Origin of the sequence: Streptomyces sp. NPDC013157 (genome assembly GCF_042899865.1) — a bacterium.
Classification (GTDB): Bacteria; Actinomycetota; Actinomycetes; order Streptomycetales; family Streptomycetaceae; genus Streptomyces.
The window spans coordinates 180175-198084 of record NZ_JBIBAK010000008.1; the positions used below are offsets into that span (position 1 = coordinate 180175).

Here is a 17910-nt window from a genome sequence, read left to right on the forward strand (position 1 = left end):
AACCGCGTCCCGAACTCCTACCGACGGAAAGGCAATCCGTGTCCCCGAGCCCCGCCCGCATCACCGCGGTCGACACCCACGACATCCGCTTCCCCACCTCGCGCGAGCTCGACGGCTCCGACGCGATGAACCCGGACCCCGACTACTCGGCGGCCTATGTCGTGCTGCGCACCGACGCCGGCGACGGGCACGAGGGGTACGGGTTCACGTTCACCATCGGGCGGGGCAACGACGTCCAGGTCGCCGCGATCGACGCGCTGCGGAACCACGTGCTCGGCCGCCCGGTCGACGAGGTCTGCGACGACCCCGGATCCCTCTACCGGGACCTGATCGGCGACAGCCAGCTGCGCTGGCTCGGCCCCGAGAAGGGCGTGATGCACATGGCGATCGGCGCGGTGACCAACGCCGTCTGGGACCTCGCCGCCCGGCGTGCCGGGAAGCCGTTGTGGCAGCTGCTCGCCGACGCCGAGCCCGAGTGGATCGTCCGCCAGATCGACTTCCGCTACCTCACCGACGCCCTCACCCCGGAGGAGGCCCTGGCCATCCTCCACCGGGGCCGGGAAGGCGCCGGGGAGCGGCGGACCCGCCTCCTCGAGCGCGGCTTCCCCGCCTACACCACCTCCGCGGGCTGGCTCGGCTACGACGACGAGAAGCTCACCCGGCTCGCCGCCCAGGCGGTCGCCGACGGCTTCCGGCAGATCAAGCTGAAGGTCGGTGCCGACCTGGCGGACGACATCCGGCGCTGCCGGGTCGCCCGCCAGGTCGTCGGCCCGGACATCCGCATGGCCATCGACGCCAACCAGCGCTGGAACGTCGACGAGGCGATCCGCTGGACCCAGGCCCTCGCCGAGTTCGACCCGTACTGGATCGAGGAGCCCACCAGCCCCGACGACATCCTCGGCCACGCGGCGATCCGCCGGGCGGTCGCCCCGGTGAAGGTCGCCACCGGCGAACACGTCCAGAACCGGATCGTCTTCAAGCAGCTGCTCCAGGCCGGCGCCCTCGACGTCGTCCAGATCGACGCGGCCCGGGTCGCCGGCGTCAACGAGAACCTCGCCATCCTGCTGCTCGCCGCCAAGTTCGGCGTCCCGGTCTGCCCGCACGCGGGCGGGGTCGGGCTGTGCGAACTCGTCCAGCACCTCTCGATGTTCGACTACGTGGCCGTCTCCGGCACCACCGAGGACCGGGTCATCGAGTACGTCGACCATCTGCACGACCACTTCCTCGATCCGGTGGTCATCCACGAAGGTCATTACGTGGCACCCACCGCACCGGGCTTCTCCGCCGCCATCAGGCCGGAGTCCGTCGCGGAGTACACCTACCCCGGCGGCACCTTCTGGGCCGCCGACCCCGAAACGCAGAAGGGACAGGCGGCATGACCGACTTCGAGGGCCTGAGGGCCCTGGTCACCGGCGGCGCCTCCGGGATCGGGCGGGCCACCGCCGAGCTGCTCGCCGAGCGCGGCGCCCAGGTCGCCGTCCTCGACCTCGACCCGTCCGCCGTCGACAAGCCGCTGCTCGGCTTCCGGGCCGACGTCACCGACGACGCCTCCGTGCGGACGGCCGTGGCGAGCGCCGCGGAAGCACTGGGCGGCCTCGACGTCCTCGTCAACAACGCCGGCATCGGCGCCCAGGGCACGGTCGAGGACAACGACGACGACGAGTGGCGCCGCGTCTTCGACGTCAACGTCCTCGGCATGGTCCGCGCCGCCCGCGCCGCCCTCCCGCACCTGCGCCGCTCCGCGCACGCGGCGATCGTCAACACCTGCTCCATCGCCGCCACCGCGGGCCTGCCGCAACGCGCCCTGTACAGCGCCACCAAGGGCGCCGTGTACTCCCTGACGCTCGCCATGGCCGCCGACCACCTCCGCGAGGGCGTCCGCGTCAACTGCGTCAACCCCGGCACGGCCGACACCCCGTGGATCGGCCGCCTGCTGGACAACGCCCCCGACCCGGCCGCCGAGCGCGCCGCCCTGGAGGCCCGCCAGCCCGCCGGGCGCCTGGTCTCCGCCGCCGAGGTCGCCGGTGCCATCGCCTACCTGGCGAGCCCCCTCTCCGGCGCCACCACCGGCACCTCCCTCGCCGTCGACGGCGGCATGCAGGGCCTGAGGCTGCGGCCGGTGGGCCAGTGAACACCCTCGGCAGCAGCGGCGTCCGGGTCACCCCGCTCGGCCTCGGCGCCGCCGTGATCGGCAACCTGTACACCGAACTCCCCGACCAGCAGGCGTACGACACCGTCACCGCCGCCTGGCAGCGGGGCATCCGCTACTTCGACACCGCCCCGCACTACGGCCTCGGGCTGTCGGAGCGGCGGCTGGGCGACGCCCTGCGACAGTACGACCGGGACGCGTACACCCTCTCCACCAAGGTCGGCCGCCGGCTGGAGCCGGGGCCCGGCGACGGCGACGACCTCGCCCACGGTTTCGCCGTGCCCGACACCCTGCGCCGGGTCTGGGACTTCTCCGCCGACGGCATCCGCCGCACCCTGGAGGCCAGCCTGGAGCGGCTCGGCCTCGACCGGGTCGACGTCGTCTACCTGCACGACCCCGACGACCACGCCGAACAGGCCTTCCGGGAGGGCTACCCGGCCCTGGAGAAGCTCCGCGCCGAGGGGATCGTGGGCGCGATCGGGGCCGGCATGAACCAGACGGCCATGCTCACCCGGTTCGTCCGCGACACCGACGTCGACGTGGTGCTGTGCGCGGGCCGCTACACCCTCCTCGACCAGAGCGCCCTCACCGACCTGCTCCCGGCCGCCGCCGAACGCGGCACCTCCGTGGTGATCGGCGGGGCCTTCAACTCCGGTCTGCTGGCCGACCCGAAACCCGACGCCACCTACGACTACGCCCAGGTCTCCAACGAACTGCTGTCCCGCGCCCTGCGCCTCAAGGCGCTCGCGGAAGAGCACGGGACGACCCTGCGCGCCGCCGCGCTCGCCTTCTGCGCGGCGCACCCCGCCGTGGCGAGCGTCCTGGTCGGGGCCCGCTCGGCGGCGGAGATCGCGGACGGGGCGGAGCAGTTCGCCACGCATGTCCCCGCCGCCTTCTGGCAGGAGCTGCACGCCACCGGCCTGCTCCCCGCCGACGCCCCCGTACCCACGGAGGACCCGTCATGAGAGTGGCGTTGCACACCAGGGTCCGCGCGGACCGCATCGCCGAGTACGAAGCCGCCCACCGCGAGGTCCCCGCCGAACTCACCGACGCCATCCGCGCCGCCGGGGCCACCTCCTGGACCATCTGGCGCAGCGGCACCGACCTCTTCCACGTCCTGGACTGCGCCGACTACGGCCGCCTCCTCGCCGAGCTGGAGAAACTCCCGGTCAACGTGGCCTGGCAGGCCCGGATGGCCGAGCTGCTCGACGTCGTCCACGACTACACCGAGGCGGGCTCGGAGGCCGGCCTGCCCGTCGTGTGGGAGCTGCCATGACGGTCGACGCCCACCACCACGTCTGGGACCTCTCGGTACGGGACCAGGACTGGATCACCGGGCCCGGACTCCAGCCGCTCAGACGGAACTTCACCGTCGAGGACCTCCAGCCCGAGACGGCGGCGGCCGGGGTCACCCGCACCGTCCTCGTCCAGACGGTCACCGTCCCCGAGGAGACCCCCGAGTTCCTCGCCCTCGCCGCCGCCCACGACCTGATCGCCGGAGTCGTCGGCTGGACCGACCTGACCCGCCCGGACGTCGCCGAGGAACTCGCCCGCCTGCGCGCACTCCCCGGCGGCACCTACCTGAAGGGCATCCGCCACCAGGTCCAGGGCGAACCCGACCCGGAGTGGCTGCTGCGCCCGGACGTCAGCCGGGGCCTGACCGCGGTCGCGGACGCGGGCCTGGTCTACGACCTCGTCGTCCGGGCCCACCAGCTCCCGGCCGCAGCCGAGGCCGCCGGGTCCCATCCCCGGCTCACCTTCGTCCTCGACCACCTGGGCAAGCCCCCCATCGCGTCCGGCACCCTCGAACCCTGGGCCACCGCCGTCCGCGCCCTCGCCGCCCTGCCCAACACCGTCTGCAAGCTCTCCGGCATGGTCACGGAGGCCGACCCCGCCTCCTGGACCGTCGACGACCTGCGCCCGTACGCCGAGACGGTGCTGGACGCCTTCGGCCCCGACCGCCTGATGTTCGGCTCGGACTGGCCGGTGTGCGTCCTGGCCGGGACCTACGGCGAGGTCTTCGACGCGGCCACGCAAGTGATCGCCCCCGCCGACCGCACCGCCGTCTTCGAGACCACCGCGACCCGCGTCTACGGCCTCTGAGCGGCCCCGGCCAGCCGCGTCGGCGGCAGGAACTCCCGCACATACGTCCGTTCCCAGCACGCGCCCGTCTCCCGAAGCTCCCGCCAGCTGGTGTAGCGGTAGCGGAAGAGGCGGGCGCGGACGAAGCGCGGGGGCTGGTCGGGCGGGAAGGGGGAGCGGCGCAGCAGCCGCAGCGTGTCGCGGTCGTTCTCCAGGAGGCGCTCCACCAGACCGCCGAACCAGTCCCCGGCGTACGCGGGGGAGAGGGCGGCGAACCACATCAGCCAGTCCAGGCGGAGGTGGTAGGGCGCGAACTGGCGCGGCCAGTGCCGGGGATCGCCCGGCTTGCCCCTGAACTCGTACTCCCGCCAGTCCGATTCCTCGCGCGGGGTGCCGTCCAGCGTGCCCTCGACCACCACCTCGTAGCGGATCCGGCTGACGCTGCCGAACGCGCCGTAGGTGTTGACCAGGTGGAGCGGGTCGAAGGAGCGGTTCATGACCTGGCGGCGGGAGACCATGTTCACCACCGGGTGGTAGCTCAGGAAGACGAGCAGCGCGGCCACGGCGAGGACCACCACCTCGTACCAGAGCGGGGTGGGCGGCGCGGTGGTGCGGTCCGTGGGCAGCCGGAGGGCGGACACGGCCAGCACGATGGTGATCCAGTTCAGCCAGGAGAAGTTGCCGGAGACCACCAGCCACAGCTGGGTGAGGATCATCAGGGACGCGGCCGCCGTCGAGACCGGCTGCGGGGCGAACAGCAGGACGGGGACGACGAGCTGGGTGAGGTGGTTCGCGGCCACCTCCGCCTTGTGCACCGGCCCCGGCAGGTGGTGGAAGAACCAGCTCAGCGGCCCTGGCATCGGCTGGGTCTCGTGGTGGTAGTGCAGGCAGGTCAGCTTGCGCCAGCAGGCGTCCCCGCGCATCTTGATCAGCCCCGCCCCGAACTCCACCCGGAACAGGATCCAGCGCAGCAGGAAGAGCACGACGACCGGCGGGGCCACCTCGTCGTTGCCCAGGAAGACGGCCAGGAAGCCGGTCTCCAGGAGCAGGGACTCCCAGCCGAACGCGTACCAGGTCTGGCCGACGTTGACGATCGAGAGGTACAGCGCCCAGGGGATCAGCCACAGCACCATCCCGGCCCACAGCGGGAGTTCGCCGTCCGCGCCCGCCAGCAGCGCCGCCGACACCGCGCAGCCCGCCCAGGCGCAGCCCGCGAAGAAACGGTCCGAGTAGTGGAGCTGGAACAGGCTGGGCGCCCGCCGGAAGGGGACGCGGGCGACGTACCCCGGGATCGGCAGCATCCCGCGCTCGCCCAGCAGGGCCCGGAACTGCAGCGCCGCCGCCAGGAACGCGACGAGGTACACGCCGGCCAGAGCCCGCTGGAAGACCAGCCGGCTCACCCAGTACCCGGGGTCGGTGAACCAGTCCACGGCCGTGCGCTCCTGCCTCTCTCCAGTGTGCGGCCCCGGGACCGGCCGGGGCCTGTCACCCTGTGTACCGCGCCTCCCCGCTTGCGTAACCCGAGCGAGTGAAGCAGACAATAAAGGAGGAATTGCCCGTCAGGGGTTCCCCTGGCATGGTGGCCCCATGGCTGACCGGGGAGCGAGCGCTCCGTCACTCCCGGACGACTGGCCCGCCCATCTGGACCACCCGATCCTGGCGCTCAACCACATGGGCACCTTCGACTGGGACCTCGACGCCGGCCTGTTCCACATGGACACCCAGGCGTACGAGGTGTTCGACCTGACCCCCGAGGAGTACGACGGCCGCCCCGAGTCCCTCGCCGTGCGGGTGCCCCCGGCCGAGTCCAGCAGGCTGGACGCGGTGGTGTCCCGGGCCATCAAGGACGGCAGCGAGAACTACGGGACGTACTTCCGCATCCGGCGCCGCGACGGCACGCCGCGCTGGACCCACACCCAGGGCTACATCCGGCGCGACGAGACGGGCCGGCCGCGCCGGGTCGTCGGGATCGTCCGGGACGCCACCCAGGAGCTGGAGGACAGCGAGGCCCGCAACCTGCGGGACGCCCAGGGGCAGGCGCTGCGCCGGCAGACCGGCGTCGTCCAGGCGGTCACCGCCGCGCTCGCGCACGCCAGCAGCGTCCAGGAGGTCATCGACGTCCTCAAGGACACCCACGGCATCCCCAACCTGGGCGCCACCAGCCTGGTGATGGGCCTGGTCGAGGCCGGCCGGATCCGGCTGGTCGCCGAGGGGCCGGCCGGCAGCTTCGTGCCCGGCACCCGGATCACCCGGATAGACGAGCCGTACCCGATGGGCGAGGTGGTGCGGACCCTCAGCCCGTGCTTCATCGAGTCACCGGAGGATTTCGCCGAGGGCTACCCGATCCTGTGGCCGCACATCACCGACCTGCACATCACCTCGGCCGCCTATCTGCCCCTGATCGCCCAGGCCCGCCCGATCGGCGCCATGGGCCTGCTCTACAACGACCGGCTCGGCTTCTCCACCGAGGAACGCGCCGTCCTGGTCGCCCTCGGCAGCAGCATCGCGCAGAGCCTCCAGCGGGCCATGCTCTTCGAGCAGGAGAAAGACCTCGCCCAGGGCCTCCAGCAGGCCATGCTGCCGCGCACCATCCCGAGCGTGCGCGGGGCCGACGTCGCCGTCCGCTACCGTTCCGCGGCCGCCGGCGGCTCCCTGGGCCGGGACATCGGCGGCGACTGGTACGACCTCATCCCGCTGCCCGGCGGCCGCGTCGGCGCGGTCATCGGCGACGTCCAGGGCCACGACACGCACGCGGCGGCCGTCATGGGCCAGCTCCGTATCGTGCTGCGCGCCTACGCCGCCGAGGGCCACGCCCCGGCCACCGTGATGGCCCGCGCCTCCGTCTTCCTGAACGAGCTCGACACCGACCGCTTCGCCACCTGCCTGTACGCCGAGGCCGACCTGGCCACGGGCGTCGTCCAGGTGGTCCGTGCCGGGCACATCGACCCCCTGGTCCGCGCTGCCGACAGCAGCTGCCGCCGGGTCCCCGTCGAGGGCGGGCTGCCGCTCGGCCTGTCGGCCGAGTTCCACAGCCTGGAGTACCCGGTGTCCACCCTGGAGCTCGACCCCGGCGAGACGCTGCTGCTGTGCACCGACGGGCTCGTCGAACAGCCCGGCAAGGACCTCGGGGACGGCATGCGGGCCCTGATCGAGCAGGTCGCCAAGGGGCCCGAGGACGTGCGCGACCTCGCCGACCGGCTGATCGAGGTCGCCGACGAGCGGGCCGGTGACGACGACGTGGCCCTGCTCCTGCTGCGCCGCCGAGGCTCCGACACGGTGCAGGCCGTCGGCCGCCTCCAGCAGCACGTGGCCTCCGGCGACCCCGAGGCGCTCGCCCTGGCCCGGCACATGGTCCGCGCCGCCGTCCGCGCCTGGGGCGCCGGGGACCGCGCCGACGAGATCGAACTGGTCGCCGACGAGCTGATCACCAACGCGCTGATGCACACCGAGGGCTCCGCGATCGTCACCCTCAGGGTCCTCGGCGGCAGCGACCGCCGGCTCCGCGTCGAGGTCGAGGACTCCTCCAGTGCCCTGCCGCGCCGCCGCGAGGCCGGCGAGGACGGCGTCTCCGGCCGGGGACTGCTGCTCGTCGACCAGCTGGCCGACGTGTGGGGCGTGGAGGCCCGCGGCGGCGGCAAGGCGGTGTGGTGCGAGTTCCGCATGGCGGAGAAGGACGACGGGACCTGATCACCTGGCCGAGCGGCAGCGCCCCTTCGGGGGCGCTGGGGGTACCCCCGGCCGAAGGCTGGGGGAGGAACTGCGCGACCAGCCCCCACGGCGCCGCAGCCGCGAGACGACCCGATGCGGCACTCGGAGTCCGGGCCCCGGGTGGCACCCTGGACGCATGCCCGAACTGCCCGAGGTCGAAGCGCTCAGGGACTTCCTGACCGAGAACCTGGTCGGCCGCCAGGTCGTGCGCGTGCTGCCGGTCGCCATCAGCGTCCTGAAGACGTACGACCCTCCGGTCGGCGCCTTCGAGGGCAGCGAGGTCGTCGCCGTGCACCGGCACGGCAAGTTCCTGGACATCGAGGGAGACCGCGGTCTGCGGTTCGTGACCCATCTGGCCCGCGCGGGCTGGCTCCAGTGGAAGGACCGGCTGCCGGACGGGCTGCCGCGCCCGGGGAAGGGCCCGCTGGCGCTGCGGGCGGCCCTGGAGACGGGGGCGGGTTTCGACCTCACCGAGGCCGGCACCCAGAAGAAGCTGGCCGTGTACGTGGTCCGCGACCCGCAGGACGTCCCCGGTATCGCCCGGCTGGGCCCCGACCCGCTCGCCGCGGACTTCGGCGAGGACCGCCTGGCGGCCCTGCTGGCGGACGAGCGACGGCAGCTGAAGGGCGCCCTGCGCGACCAGAGCCTGATCGCCGGGGTGGGCAACGCCTACAGCGACGAGATCCTGCACGCGGCGAGGATGTCCCCCTTCAAGCTGGCCGCGTCCCTGACACCCGAGGAGACGCACCGGCTGTACGAGGCGCTGCGCGCCACCCTCACCGAGGCGGTGGAGCGCTCCCACGGCCTGGCGGCGGGGCGGCTCAAGGCCGAGAAGAAGAGCGGTCTGCGGGTCCACGGCCGGACCGGCGAGCCCTGCCCGGTCTGCGGCGACACCGTCCGCGAGGTCTCCTTCAGCGACTCCTCGCTGCAGTACTGCCCGACCTGCCAGACCGGCGGCAAGCTGCTCGCGGACCGCCGTATGTCCCGGCTGCTCAGGTAGCGGGTGGTCACTGGGGGTCCAGGGTCACCAGACGCTGCCCGTCCGCGTTGCGCACCTCGTAGCGGTCGATCTCGTCGGGGTGCATCGAGGATCCGCCCGTCATGGTGCTCACCCGGCCGTCGTGGTCCCGCTCCGCCCAGGTGGTGACGATCTGCTCGGAACCGTCGTCGCCGACGGCGACCAGGCGGCAGGAGCGCGGCCCGTCCGGGTCCTTCACCTGCAGCTCGATCGTGCTGCCCGAGTCCGTGTCCTCCGACCTCACCTGCGCCCAGATGCCGGACTGCGCGTCGGTGGCCGCGGTGACCTGCACGGCCGGCGCCGCGTCGTGGCCGACGTAGGCCGCGATGCCGGGGCCGGCGACCGCGAACACCACCGAGGCGGCGAGACCGTACAGCAGCTTGCGGCGCTTGGCCCGGTGCCGGTTCGCGACCTCGGCGAGCAGCCGGTCCAGCAGCCGGGGCCCGGGCTGGGCCATGGGGTGCACGAAGCGCGGCGTGGCCCGGCGGTACAGCATCAACTGCCGTGCCGCGGGGCCGAACTCGGTCACGTGTGCCGTGCAGCTCGGGCACTCCATGAGATGGTCCTCGAAGCGGAAGGCCTCCGCCTCGTCCAGCACGCCGAGCGCGTACGCGCCGACGTCGCGATGCCTTTCCAGGGACCTCATGCCGAATCCTTGTGCCGATGGGTGCGAGTGGGGGTTACTCGTTGTTCCTTGCCCCCACCCGTACGCAGTCGGCAGCCGTTTCACTCAAGCCACGTACAGAATCGTAATCAACGGATTCGGAGCGGCCGGGCCCGCGGATTGGTCCTGAATCAAAAAAGATGGATGGCGAGGTGCCCCAGCGGCAGACCGAGCCGCCAGGCGGGGGTCCACACCTTCGGACCGTCGTCCTCGCAGAACACCGAACCGCCGCCCGGAACCGCGTCCAGGTCGGGCGCGAGCAGCTCGGTCTCCTCCAGCCAGCGCCAGGCGGCGGCGGCCAGATCCAGGTCCGGTGACGGCCCGCCCGACTCGGCGGCCTCGGCGTTCACCACTGCCATACGTTCCGCGACCCAGTCCTGCCACGGCTGGTCGTACGCCGTCAGCGAAAGCCAGGTCTCCAACTGGGACACGACCCGGATGCCCGACAGTTCGCCGTCCGTGTCGGAGAGGAAGATGGTCAGCGCCAGCGCGTCGCGGCCGGCCCGGAACTCGAAGGACGTCGGTGGCATGAGATCGCCGGTGCGCAGCAGCTCGTCGGCGATGTACTCGGCGTACAACCAGGCCATCGGGACCGCCAGTTCCCCGCTCCCGGCCCCGTCCGTGCTCTCTTGACCTCTGTGCAGCATCCCGTCCTGCCTTCCTCCGGTGCGCGCGTGGCCCCGACCCCGGGTCCGTCCCTCTCCCGGTGCGGAACACGGATGAAGACAGCTGATTGCTCAAACACGGTCCTCAGCAAGGCGCTTTACCGAGGTTTGACCTGGCTTGCGGTTTCATCGCAGGCCGGGTGCATAACCGGGCAGAACCCGGCGCAGGGCGCGCAATGCGTAATATGCCCGCGACTTCACGGTACCGGGTGGAATTCCCAGGGTCTCCGCGGCCTCCGCCACACTCGCCCCGTGGAAATACACCAGCACCAGGACTTCACGGTGCTCCGGGGTGAGAGTCTTCACAGCCTCCCGGACGTCGAGCGTCGCGGCGGCGCGTTCGGCGTGGTCGCCGATGGCCCGGGCGTTCTCCAGGGCGGCGTCGTGCACCTCGGCGGGCCGCGCCTGCCGGGCCCGGCGCGCGTCGATGGCGAGCCGCCTGCCGACCGTCAGCAGCCAGGGCAGCACGGAGTCGAAGTCGTCGGCGCGCAGCGCCTCGGGGTGCTGCCACGCCCGTACGAGGGTCTCCTGGACGAGGTCCTCGGCCCGCTGCCGGTCCCCGTCGCTGAGCCGCAGCAGCAGCGCGAAGAGCGGTCGGCCGTGCTCGCGCTGGAGCGCGACGAGCTCGTGCTCGGCGGTCGTCGTCCCGTGGGGAAGGGTGGTTCCGGCCGTCATGGCCGTATGGCATCGCAGGCCCCGGCCGGGGGACAGGGGGCGCACAGGGATGTGCGGCGGACGGTCGATCGCGTCGGTGAACGGTGCGACGAACGGTCCCTCACACCCCTTACCCGACCCGGATGGGTCAATCGGGGCGCCTGAGTTGTTTGCGGCCGCCTCCACCTTCGTACCCATTGATCTGTAAATCGGACAAGGCTTGCGACTCTGGGGTACTCCTGATGATCAATCGCAGACGCCAGGCGGCCCTGGCCCTGACCGCCCTGCTCGCCGCCGCGGCCGCATGCCAGAACCACGTACGGCAGGAAAGCGCCGCCCCGCCCCCGCACCCGGCACCCACCGTGCCCGCCACCGGCTTCACCCTCGTCGCCTCCGGCGACGTCATGCCGCTGAAATCCGCGACGGACCACGCGAACTTCGACGCGGGCGGCAACGGCTACGACTTCCGCCCGATGCTCGCCGGCGTCGAACCCGTCGTCTCCCATGCCGACCTGGCGCTCTGCCACCTGGCGACGGTCACCGGCACGGACGGCGGCCACACCGCCCTCACCTCCCCGCCGCAGCTCGCCGAGGCCCTCTCCGCCACCGGCTACGACGGCTGCTCCACCGCCTCCGACCGTGCCCTCGACGACGGCGCCGCGGGCATCCAGCGCACCCTCGACGCCCTGGACCGGGTGGGCCTCAGGCACTCCGGCACCGCCCGCACCCAGGCCGAGGCCGGCACCCTCACCCTGATGAACGCGGGCCGCGCCCGGGTGGCCCAGCTCTCCTACACCTACGACGTCAACGGCAACTCCCTGCCGCCCGGCCAGCCCTGGGCGGTCGGCCTCCTCGACGAGAACCGCATCCTCGCCGACGCCCGCGCCGCCCGGCAGGCCGGCGCCGACGTGGTCGTGGTCTCCGTGCACTGGGGCACCGCAGGCACGGACGCCCCCGACCAGCAGCAGCTCGACCTCGCCAAACGGCTCACGGCCGCGCGCACCGGCGGCCGCCCCGACATCGACCTGATCCTCGGCACCCACGCGCACATCCCGCAGGCGTACGAGAAGGTCAACGGCACCTGGGTGGTCTACGGCCTCGGCGACCAGCTGGCCGGCGAGATGTACAACAGCCAGGGGCGCCAGGATCCGCGCGGCAACCAGTCCACCCTCGCCCGCTTCACCTTCACCCCGCCCGCCGGTCCGGGCGGCCGCTGGGAGGTCGCCAAGGCCGAGTTCATCCCCCAGCTGTACGACGTCGACGCCGGCCGGGTCGTCGACCTCAACGCGGCCATCGACCAGGGCGCCGACTTCACCGCCGCCCGGGACGCCATCCGGGACGTCGTGCTCAGCCGCGGCGCCGCCAAGGACGGGCTGGTCATGGGGGAGTAGCGGCGGTCACTCGACGTCGACGTGGTCGAACGTCCTCAGCAGCTGCTTCAGCACCCGCACGCACGCCGTGATCTCGGCGTCGGTCAGGTCGCCGCCGACCTGTCGGTTCAGGGCGTGCTCGCGGGCGAGGACCGCGGTGATGGTCGCCCGCCCCTCGGCCGTGAGCCGGATCAGGGAGGAGCGCTGGTGCGCCGGGTTGGGGGTGACCTCCGCCCAGCCGCGCGCCACCGCGTCGTTCACCATGCGCTGCACGAACTGCCGGCTCAGCGCCATGATCCGGCCCATCTGGGGCACCGTCATGGGCTCGTACCGGCGCAGCAGGTCCAGCACCGAGCGCACCCCGACCGAGGCCCCCTCGATCTGCTCGCCCTGCTCGATCTTGCGGAAGGCGCGCCGGTAGAGCGGCCCGATCAGATCGAACACCTCGGTGATGCGGTCGCCCAGCTCGTCGGGGGCGAGGGGCTTGTCGATGTCGTTCACCCGGCCATCATGCACCGCACCGTCATGGCAACCGGGGTGTCAAAGCCATCATGACAACCCAGTTGTCAAACTCTCCCGAAGATGACACCTTGGTTGTCATGAATGGTGCTGCGGACGTCCGCCTCTTCCCGTCCTCCGACGGCGACCTCGCCTACCTCGACACCGGCTCCGGCGACCCGGTGGTCCTGCTCCACTCCGGATACGTCGACCACCGCTTCTGGCACCGGCAGATCCCGGCGCTCGCCGCCGGGTACCGGGTGATCGCCCCGGACGTGCGCGGGCACGGCTTCTCCGCCAACGCGAGCGAGCCGTTCCGCTGGGCCGACGACCTCGCCGCACTCCTGCGTCACCTCGACGCCGGGCCCGCCGTGCTCGTCGGCGTCTCCATGGGCGGGGTGATCGCCACCGACACCGTGCTGGAACATCCGGAGCTGGTCCGCGCGGTGGTCACCTGCGGGGCGGTGACGGGCGACTTCCGGTACACGGACCCCTGGCACACGGAGCTCCAGGCCGAGTACGCCCGCACCCTGGGGGCCGGTGACATCGAGGGCTGGCTCGACGCCTTCGTGAAGGTCGTACCGGGCGAGCACCGCACTCTCGACGCCGTCGACCCGGAGATCCCGCGCCGGCTGCGGGAGCTGGCGCTGCACACGATCTCGAAACACACGCCCGACGAGCCCGACCGGCTGGTGCGAGTGACCGACTCCTGGTCACGGGTGCCGAAGATCGACGTCCCGGTGCTCACGATCAACGGCAGCCTGGAACCCGCCGACCTGCTCGCCGCCGCCGAGCGCCTCGCCCGCGAGGTCCCGAACGGCCGCGCCGAGATCGTCGAGGGCACGGACCACTACCCGAACCTGGAGCGGCCCGAGGAGTTCAACACCCTCCTGCTCGGCTTCCTCCGCGCGCTCTAACGCCCCGCCAGCCGCGACCTCTTGTACGAGTAGCCGAAGTAGATCACGCACCCGATCACGAACCAGACCGCGAACCGCACCCAGGTCTGCCACTTCAGGAACGTGATCAGCCAGATCGAGAAGACGACACCCAGCGCCGGCACGAACGGCATCCACGGCGTACGGAAGGTGCGCGGCAGCTCCGGCTGCCGGTAGCGCAGCACGACGACCGCCGTGCACACCACCACGAACGCCAGCAGGATGCCGATGTTGGTGAGTTCGGCCGCCTCGCCGATCGGCACGAACCCGGCGAGCAGCGCCGAGGCCGCCCCCACGATCCAGGTCACCCGGGTCGGGACGTGCCGCGTCGGGTGCGTCTTCGCGAACCAGCTCGGCAGCAGCCCGTCCCGGGACATCGAGAACCACACCCGGGTCACGCCCAGCATGAACGTGAACATCACCGTGAGGATGCCGATGATCGCGCCCACCGCGATCACGTCCGCCAGGCCGCTCAGCCCCACCGACTTGAACGCCGTCGAGAAGCCGCTCTCCGGGTCGATGTCCTTGTAGTTCTGCATGCCCGTGAGGACCAGGCAGGCCGCCACGTAGAGCACCATCGAGATCGCCAGCGAGTAGATGATCGCCTTCGGCATGTGCCGCTGGGCGTCCTTCGACTCCTCGGCCGCCGTCGACATCGCGTCGTACCCGAAGACCGCGAAGAACACGGTCGCCGCGCCGGTGAACGCGCCGCTGATGCCGAACGGGAAGAAGGGGTGGTAGTTCGACGCGTCGATGTGGAACACGCCGACGGCGATCACCAGCAGCACCACCAGGACCTTGAGCACCACGACGAAGGTCTCGAAGCGGGCCGCGCTGCGGATGCCGAGGTTGAGCAGGTAGGCGATGAGGAGACAGAGCAGGGCGGCGAACAGGTCGACCCGGTGGCCGTCGCCCGTGCCCGGCGCGCCGAGCATCCAGTGCGGCAGGTTCGCGCCCATCTCCTCGACCAGGAAGCTGAAGTAGCCCGAGATGCCGATCGCGACCACCGCCACGATCGCCGTGTACTCCAGCAGCAGGTCCCAGCCGATGAACCAGCCGGCGAACTCGCCGAGCACCGCATAGCCGTACGTGTAGGCCGACCCCGCCTTCGGGATCAGCCCGGCGAACTCGGCGTACGACAGCGCGGCGCAGGCGCTCGCCACACCGGCGATGAGGAACGAGACCAGGACGGCGGGCCCGGCCGTCTCGTTGGCGACCGTGCCGGCCAGGGTGAAGATGCCCGCGCCGATGATGCCGCCCACGCCGATCGCGGTGAGCTGCACCAGACCGAGCGATCTGTCGAGCCGGGCGCCCTCGGTGACCTCCGTCTCCTCGATGTGTTCGATGGGTTTGCGACGGAGAATGCCTTCACCCATACGGAGCTTGGCCATGTGCCTCACCTCTTCGCCGATCGCGAACGGCTGACGGCCGATCATGATGGCGCAGGGGCGTCAAGGACGGAAGACGCCACGCACGCTCTCGGCCCAGCCGGGCGTCCAGGTCCGGGCGGCGGTGCGCGGCGGGCGGGCCTCGACGAGATGGCTGCGCAGGGCGGGGAGCGCCGGGTGCGGGTTGGCGGTGGCCCAGAGCAGCGAGTGGGGATAGAGGGGGGTCGGATCGACGAGCGGGATCCGGCGCAGGTCGTGGCTGTCCGGCCAGACCAGCCGGGTCTGCTCGCTGACGAGGGTCGCCAGGGTGCCGGAGCCCGCGAGCGCGTCCTGCAGCGCCCCGGAGAAGTTGGGGCCGGAGGAGTCGATGGCGAGTCCGAACTCGGCGGCGAGCGAGGCGTAGTACGCGGCCCACTCGGTGCCCTCCACGATCCCCGGGATCCAGATCCGGTGCCCGGCGAGCTCCGCCGGCGCGACCGAGGCGCGGCCGGCCAGGGCGTGTTCCGGGCCGGTGAGGAGCTGGACGGGCTCGTCGTACACCCGGGCCGCCTCGATGCCCCTCGGCACCGGACGGCCCGGCATGGCGACCGCCCGGAAGGACGCGTCGATCGCACCGGAGCGCAGGGCGGTGAGGGCCGACTCCACGTCGAAGAGGGTGACGACGTCCAGGGCGAGGCCGGGGTGCGCCTCGTGGAAGGCGCGCAGCAGCGCCGCCGGGGCGAGCCGGGCGCCGACCACGTCCACCCGCAGGGGGCGCCGGCCCCGCCGTACCGAGGCGGCCGCCCGCTCCTCCGCCAGCAGCAGCTCGCGGGCGGGCGGCAGGAAGGCCCGGCCGTCGACGGTCGGCTCGGCGCCCCGGGCCGTCCGGGTGAACAGCCGCACGCCCAGCTCCTTCTCCAGCGCCGCGATCCGCTTGGACACGGCCTGCTGGGTGACCCCCAGCACGGCCGCGGCCTCCTGGAACTGCCCGGAGTCGGCCACGGCGACGAAGGTGCGCACGGCGGTGAGGTCCACCTCCACACCGTACAACCGATGGTTGTGGCGGCAGACCTGGAAGTTGTTTGATCCGACGGCCACCTGCGCGTTTTCATGTCCCGGGTCAACAGGAGGTTGTGCATGGGGCGGCGGTTCGGGTGGCTGTGGGCCGCGTACTCGGTGAGTGCGCTCGGGACCTGGCTCGCCTTCGACGTGTTCTCGGTGATCGCCGTCATCGCGTTGCACGCGGACTCCGCGGAGGTGGCGCTGCTCGCCGCGACCGGGCCGGCCGTGGGCGCCGTCGCCGCGGTGCCGCTCGGGCCGTGGGTGGAGTTCCGGCGCAAGCGGCCGGTGATGATGGCGATGGACCTCGTCAGGTTCGCCGCACTGCTCACCGTCCCCGCGGCCTACGCGCTCGGCGCCCTCGGCCTCGGCCAGCTGCTGCTGGTCTCGGTGGTCGTCGCGGCCGCCGACATCACCTTCAACGCGGCCTCCGGCGCCTTCCTGAAGTCCCTCGTCCCGGCCGACCGGCTGCTCACCGCGAACGCCCGGTTCGAGTCCGCCAACTGGACCGCGCTGGTCCTCGGCCCGCCCCTCGGCGGCGCCGCGATCGGCCTGTTCGGGCCGGTGGCGACCGTCGCGGCGAACGCGGTCAGCTTCCTGCTGTCGGCTCTCGGCATCCGGGCCGTCGGCGGCGGCGAGCCACGCCCCGCGCACCGGGACGTGCAGCGCCTGCGCGCCGCCGACCTGCTCGACGGCTGGCGGCACATCCTCACCAGCCCGGCCCTGCGGCCCCTCTTCTTCAACAGCCTCGCGGGCAACGCCCTGATCATGGTCGCCGCACCACCGCTGGCCGTCCTCATGCTCGGCCCGCTCGGCTTCGCCCCCTGGCAGTACGGCCTCGCCTTCGCCGTGCCCTGCCTGGGCGGTCTCCTCGGCGCCCGGATCGCCCGGCCGCTGGTCGCCAGGTACGGGCAGTGGCGGGTGCTGCGCGCCGCGAGCGCCCTGCGCGCCGTCTGGCCGCTCGGGCTGGCCTTCGTCGGGCCCGGGCTGCCCGGGCTGCTGCTGGTGATGGCCCTGGAGTTCGGGGTGATCACCAGCTCGGCCGTCTACAGCCCGGTGTACGCCACCCGCCGCCTGGAGCACACCCCGGACGACCGGGTCGCCCGCACCCTGTCCGCCTGGTCGGTCACCGGCAAGGCCACCACGGCCGCCATGACCGCCCTGTGGGGCCTGCTGGCGAGCCTCACCGGCCCGCGCACCGCGATCGCCCTCGCCGGGATCCTGCTCCTGGCGACCCCGCTGCTGCTCCTGCGGGAGACCGCTACGGTACGACCGTCACCGGCCACCGTCCCGCCTTCACCAGGCGGATCGCGACCGAGCCGATGAACCGGTGGCCGGCCTGCTCGGAGGCGCCCACCACGACCGCGTCGGCCTTCAGCTCGTCGGCCGCCTTCACCATGCCGCTGTAGGCGTCCCCGCGGAAGGTGTGGAACTCCCAGCGCACCTCGAATATCCCCTTGAGCCGCTCCGTCGCGTCCCGGATCTGCGCGACCAGGTCCTCCGCGATCTCGTCGGTGGTCTCCGCCACCGGCGCCCCGAGCGCCGCGCCGGCCGCCAGGACCGGCTGGACGTACACGATGGCCAGCAGCGCGTGCTGCCGCCGGGCCAGACCCGCGGCGTAGGAGGTCGCGCGCCACGAGGAGTCCGAGCCGTCGATACCGACCACGATGACCTTGGGGCCGTCCGTGCCCCGCTCGAACTGGTGTTGTTCCGCCACGATCCGAGGCTATCGGAATCCACA

At 72.4% G+C, this 17910-nt stretch carries 18 protein-coding genes; 10 read left to right on the forward strand and 8 right to left on the reverse strand.

Annotated features, from left to right (window positions below; translation table 11 throughout):
• The first annotated feature begins 38 nt into the window (after positions 1 to 38).
• From ACFY6U_RS24385 to ACFY6U_RS24405, 5 genes are read left to right on the forward strand one after another with little or no spacing between them, the layout of a single operon-like run.
• Entirely contained in the window at positions 39 to 1379 is a 1341-nt protein-coding gene (locus tag ACFY6U_RS24385) for an L-fuconate dehydratase (RefSeq protein WP_390041385.1), read from the forward strand.
• Entirely contained in the window at positions 1376 to 2131 is a 756-nt protein-coding gene (locus ACFY6U_RS24390; RefSeq protein ID WP_390041387.1) for an SDR family NAD(P)-dependent oxidoreductase, read from the forward strand. Before ACFY6U_RS24385 ends, ACFY6U_RS24390 begins: the two co-directional genes overlap by 4 nt.
• A complete protein-coding gene (locus tag ACFY6U_RS24395) occupies positions 2128 to 3114 on the forward strand; it encodes an aldo/keto reductase (RefSeq protein ID WP_390041388.1) in 987 nt (328 codons plus the stop codon). Before ACFY6U_RS24390 ends, ACFY6U_RS24395 begins: the two co-directional genes overlap by 4 nt.
• Positions 3111 to 3425: an L-rhamnose mutarotase gene (locus ACFY6U_RS24400; RefSeq protein WP_351493777.1), complete on the forward strand. Its 315-nt coding sequence runs from the start codon at positions 3111 to 3113 to the stop codon at positions 3423 to 3425. Before ACFY6U_RS24395 ends, ACFY6U_RS24400 begins: the two co-directional genes overlap by 4 nt.
• The gene (locus ACFY6U_RS24405) at positions 3422 to 4252 is read left to right on the forward strand and encodes an amidohydrolase family protein (protein WP_390041390.1); all 831 of its coding nucleotides are present in this window, start codon (positions 3422 to 3424) and stop codon (positions 4250 to 4252) included. Before ACFY6U_RS24400 ends, ACFY6U_RS24405 begins: the two co-directional genes overlap by 4 nt.
• Here ACFY6U_RS24405 and ACFY6U_RS24410 read toward each other — a convergent pair.
• Positions 4240 to 5661: a lipase maturation factor family protein gene (locus ACFY6U_RS24410; protein ID WP_390041392.1), complete on the reverse strand. Its 1422-nt coding sequence runs from the start codon at positions 5659 to 5661 to the stop codon at positions 4240 to 4242. The two genes, ACFY6U_RS24405 and ACFY6U_RS24410, sit on opposite strands and share 13 nt — an antisense overlap.
• A 157-nt stretch (positions 5662 to 5818) precedes the next feature.
• On the opposite strand from ACFY6U_RS24410, the gene ACFY6U_RS24415 reads away from it, so the two are divergent.
• Positions 5819 to 7918 (forward strand): SpoIIE family protein phosphatase, encoded by a 2100-nt coding sequence (locus tag ACFY6U_RS24415; protein ID WP_390041394.1) that lies wholly within the window; start codon positions 5819 to 5821, stop codon positions 7916 to 7918.
• A 157-nt stretch (positions 7919 to 8075) separates the two neighbouring features.
• Positions 8076 to 8939: an Fpg/Nei family DNA glycosylase gene (locus ACFY6U_RS24420; RefSeq protein ID WP_390041396.1), complete on the forward strand. Its 864-nt coding sequence runs from the start codon at positions 8076 to 8078 to the stop codon at positions 8937 to 8939.
• 7 nt (positions 8940 to 8946) lie between these two features.
• Here ACFY6U_RS24420 and ACFY6U_RS24425 read toward each other — a convergent pair whose 3' ends face one another.
• From ACFY6U_RS24425 to ACFY6U_RS24435, 3 genes are all read right to left on the reverse strand, one after another.
• The gene (locus ACFY6U_RS24425) at positions 8947 to 9603 is read right to left on the reverse strand and encodes a zf-HC2 domain-containing protein (RefSeq protein WP_390041398.1); all 657 of its coding nucleotides are present in this window, start codon (positions 9601 to 9603) and stop codon (positions 8947 to 8949) included.
• A gap of 149 nt (positions 9604 to 9752) precedes the next feature.
• Complete coding sequence (locus ACFY6U_RS24430) at positions 9753 to 10268, reverse strand: hypothetical protein (protein WP_390041400.1); 516 nt, start codon at positions 10266 to 10268, stop codon at positions 9753 to 9755.
• A 144-nt stretch (positions 10269 to 10412) separates the two neighbouring features.
• Positions 10413 to 10961: a sigma-70 family RNA polymerase sigma factor gene (locus ACFY6U_RS24435; protein WP_390041402.1), complete on the reverse strand. Its 549-nt coding sequence runs from the start codon at positions 10959 to 10961 to the stop codon at positions 10413 to 10415.
• 221 nt (positions 10962 to 11182) lie between these two features.
• Between ACFY6U_RS24435 and ACFY6U_RS24440 the strand changes: the two genes are divergently transcribed.
• Positions 11183 to 12331: a CapA family protein gene (locus ACFY6U_RS24440; protein ID WP_390041404.1), complete on the forward strand. Its 1149-nt coding sequence runs from the start codon at positions 11183 to 11185 to the stop codon at positions 12329 to 12331.
• 6 nt (positions 12332 to 12337) lie between these two features.
• Here ACFY6U_RS24440 and ACFY6U_RS24445 read toward each other — a convergent pair whose 3' ends face one another.
• Entirely contained in the window at positions 12338 to 12811 is a 474-nt protein-coding gene (locus ACFY6U_RS24445; RefSeq protein ID WP_351493759.1) for a MarR family transcriptional regulator, read from the reverse strand.
• A 98-nt stretch (positions 12812 to 12909) separates the two neighbouring features.
• Between ACFY6U_RS24445 and ACFY6U_RS24450 the strand changes: the two genes are divergently transcribed.
• The gene (locus ACFY6U_RS24450; protein WP_390041406.1) at positions 12910 to 13725 is read left to right on the forward strand and encodes an alpha/beta fold hydrolase; all 816 of its coding nucleotides are present in this window, start codon (positions 12910 to 12912) and stop codon (positions 13723 to 13725) included.
• On the opposite strand, the gene ACFY6U_RS24455 is transcribed toward ACFY6U_RS24450, so the two are convergent.
• Together ACFY6U_RS24455 and ACFY6U_RS24460 are read right to left on the reverse strand one after the other, a co-directional pair.
• Positions 13722 to 15134, reverse strand: coding sequence for an amino acid permease (locus ACFY6U_RS24455; protein WP_390041408.1), 1413 nt, complete (start codon positions 15132 to 15134; stop codon positions 13722 to 13724). The two genes, ACFY6U_RS24450 and ACFY6U_RS24455, sit on opposite strands and share 4 nt — an antisense overlap.
• A gap of 60 nt (positions 15135 to 15194) precedes the next feature.
• Complete coding sequence (locus tag ACFY6U_RS24460) at positions 15195 to 16145, reverse strand: LysR family transcriptional regulator (RefSeq protein WP_390041410.1); 951 nt, start codon at positions 16143 to 16145, stop codon at positions 15195 to 15197.
• Between the two features lie 102 nt (positions 16146 to 16247).
• Between ACFY6U_RS24460 and ACFY6U_RS24465 the strand changes: the two genes are divergently transcribed.
• Complete coding sequence (locus ACFY6U_RS24465; RefSeq protein ID WP_390041412.1) at positions 16248 to 17495, forward strand: MFS transporter; 1248 nt, start codon at positions 16248 to 16250, stop codon at positions 17493 to 17495.
• Here the strand turns inward: ACFY6U_RS24465 and ACFY6U_RS24470 are convergent.
• Positions 17431 to 17886 (reverse strand): universal stress protein, encoded by a 456-nt coding sequence (locus tag ACFY6U_RS24470; protein WP_390041414.1) that lies wholly within the window; start codon positions 17884 to 17886, stop codon positions 17431 to 17433. The genes ACFY6U_RS24465 and ACFY6U_RS24470 overlap by 65 nt on opposite strands.
• Between the last annotated feature and the right edge of the window lie 24 nt (positions 17887 to 17910).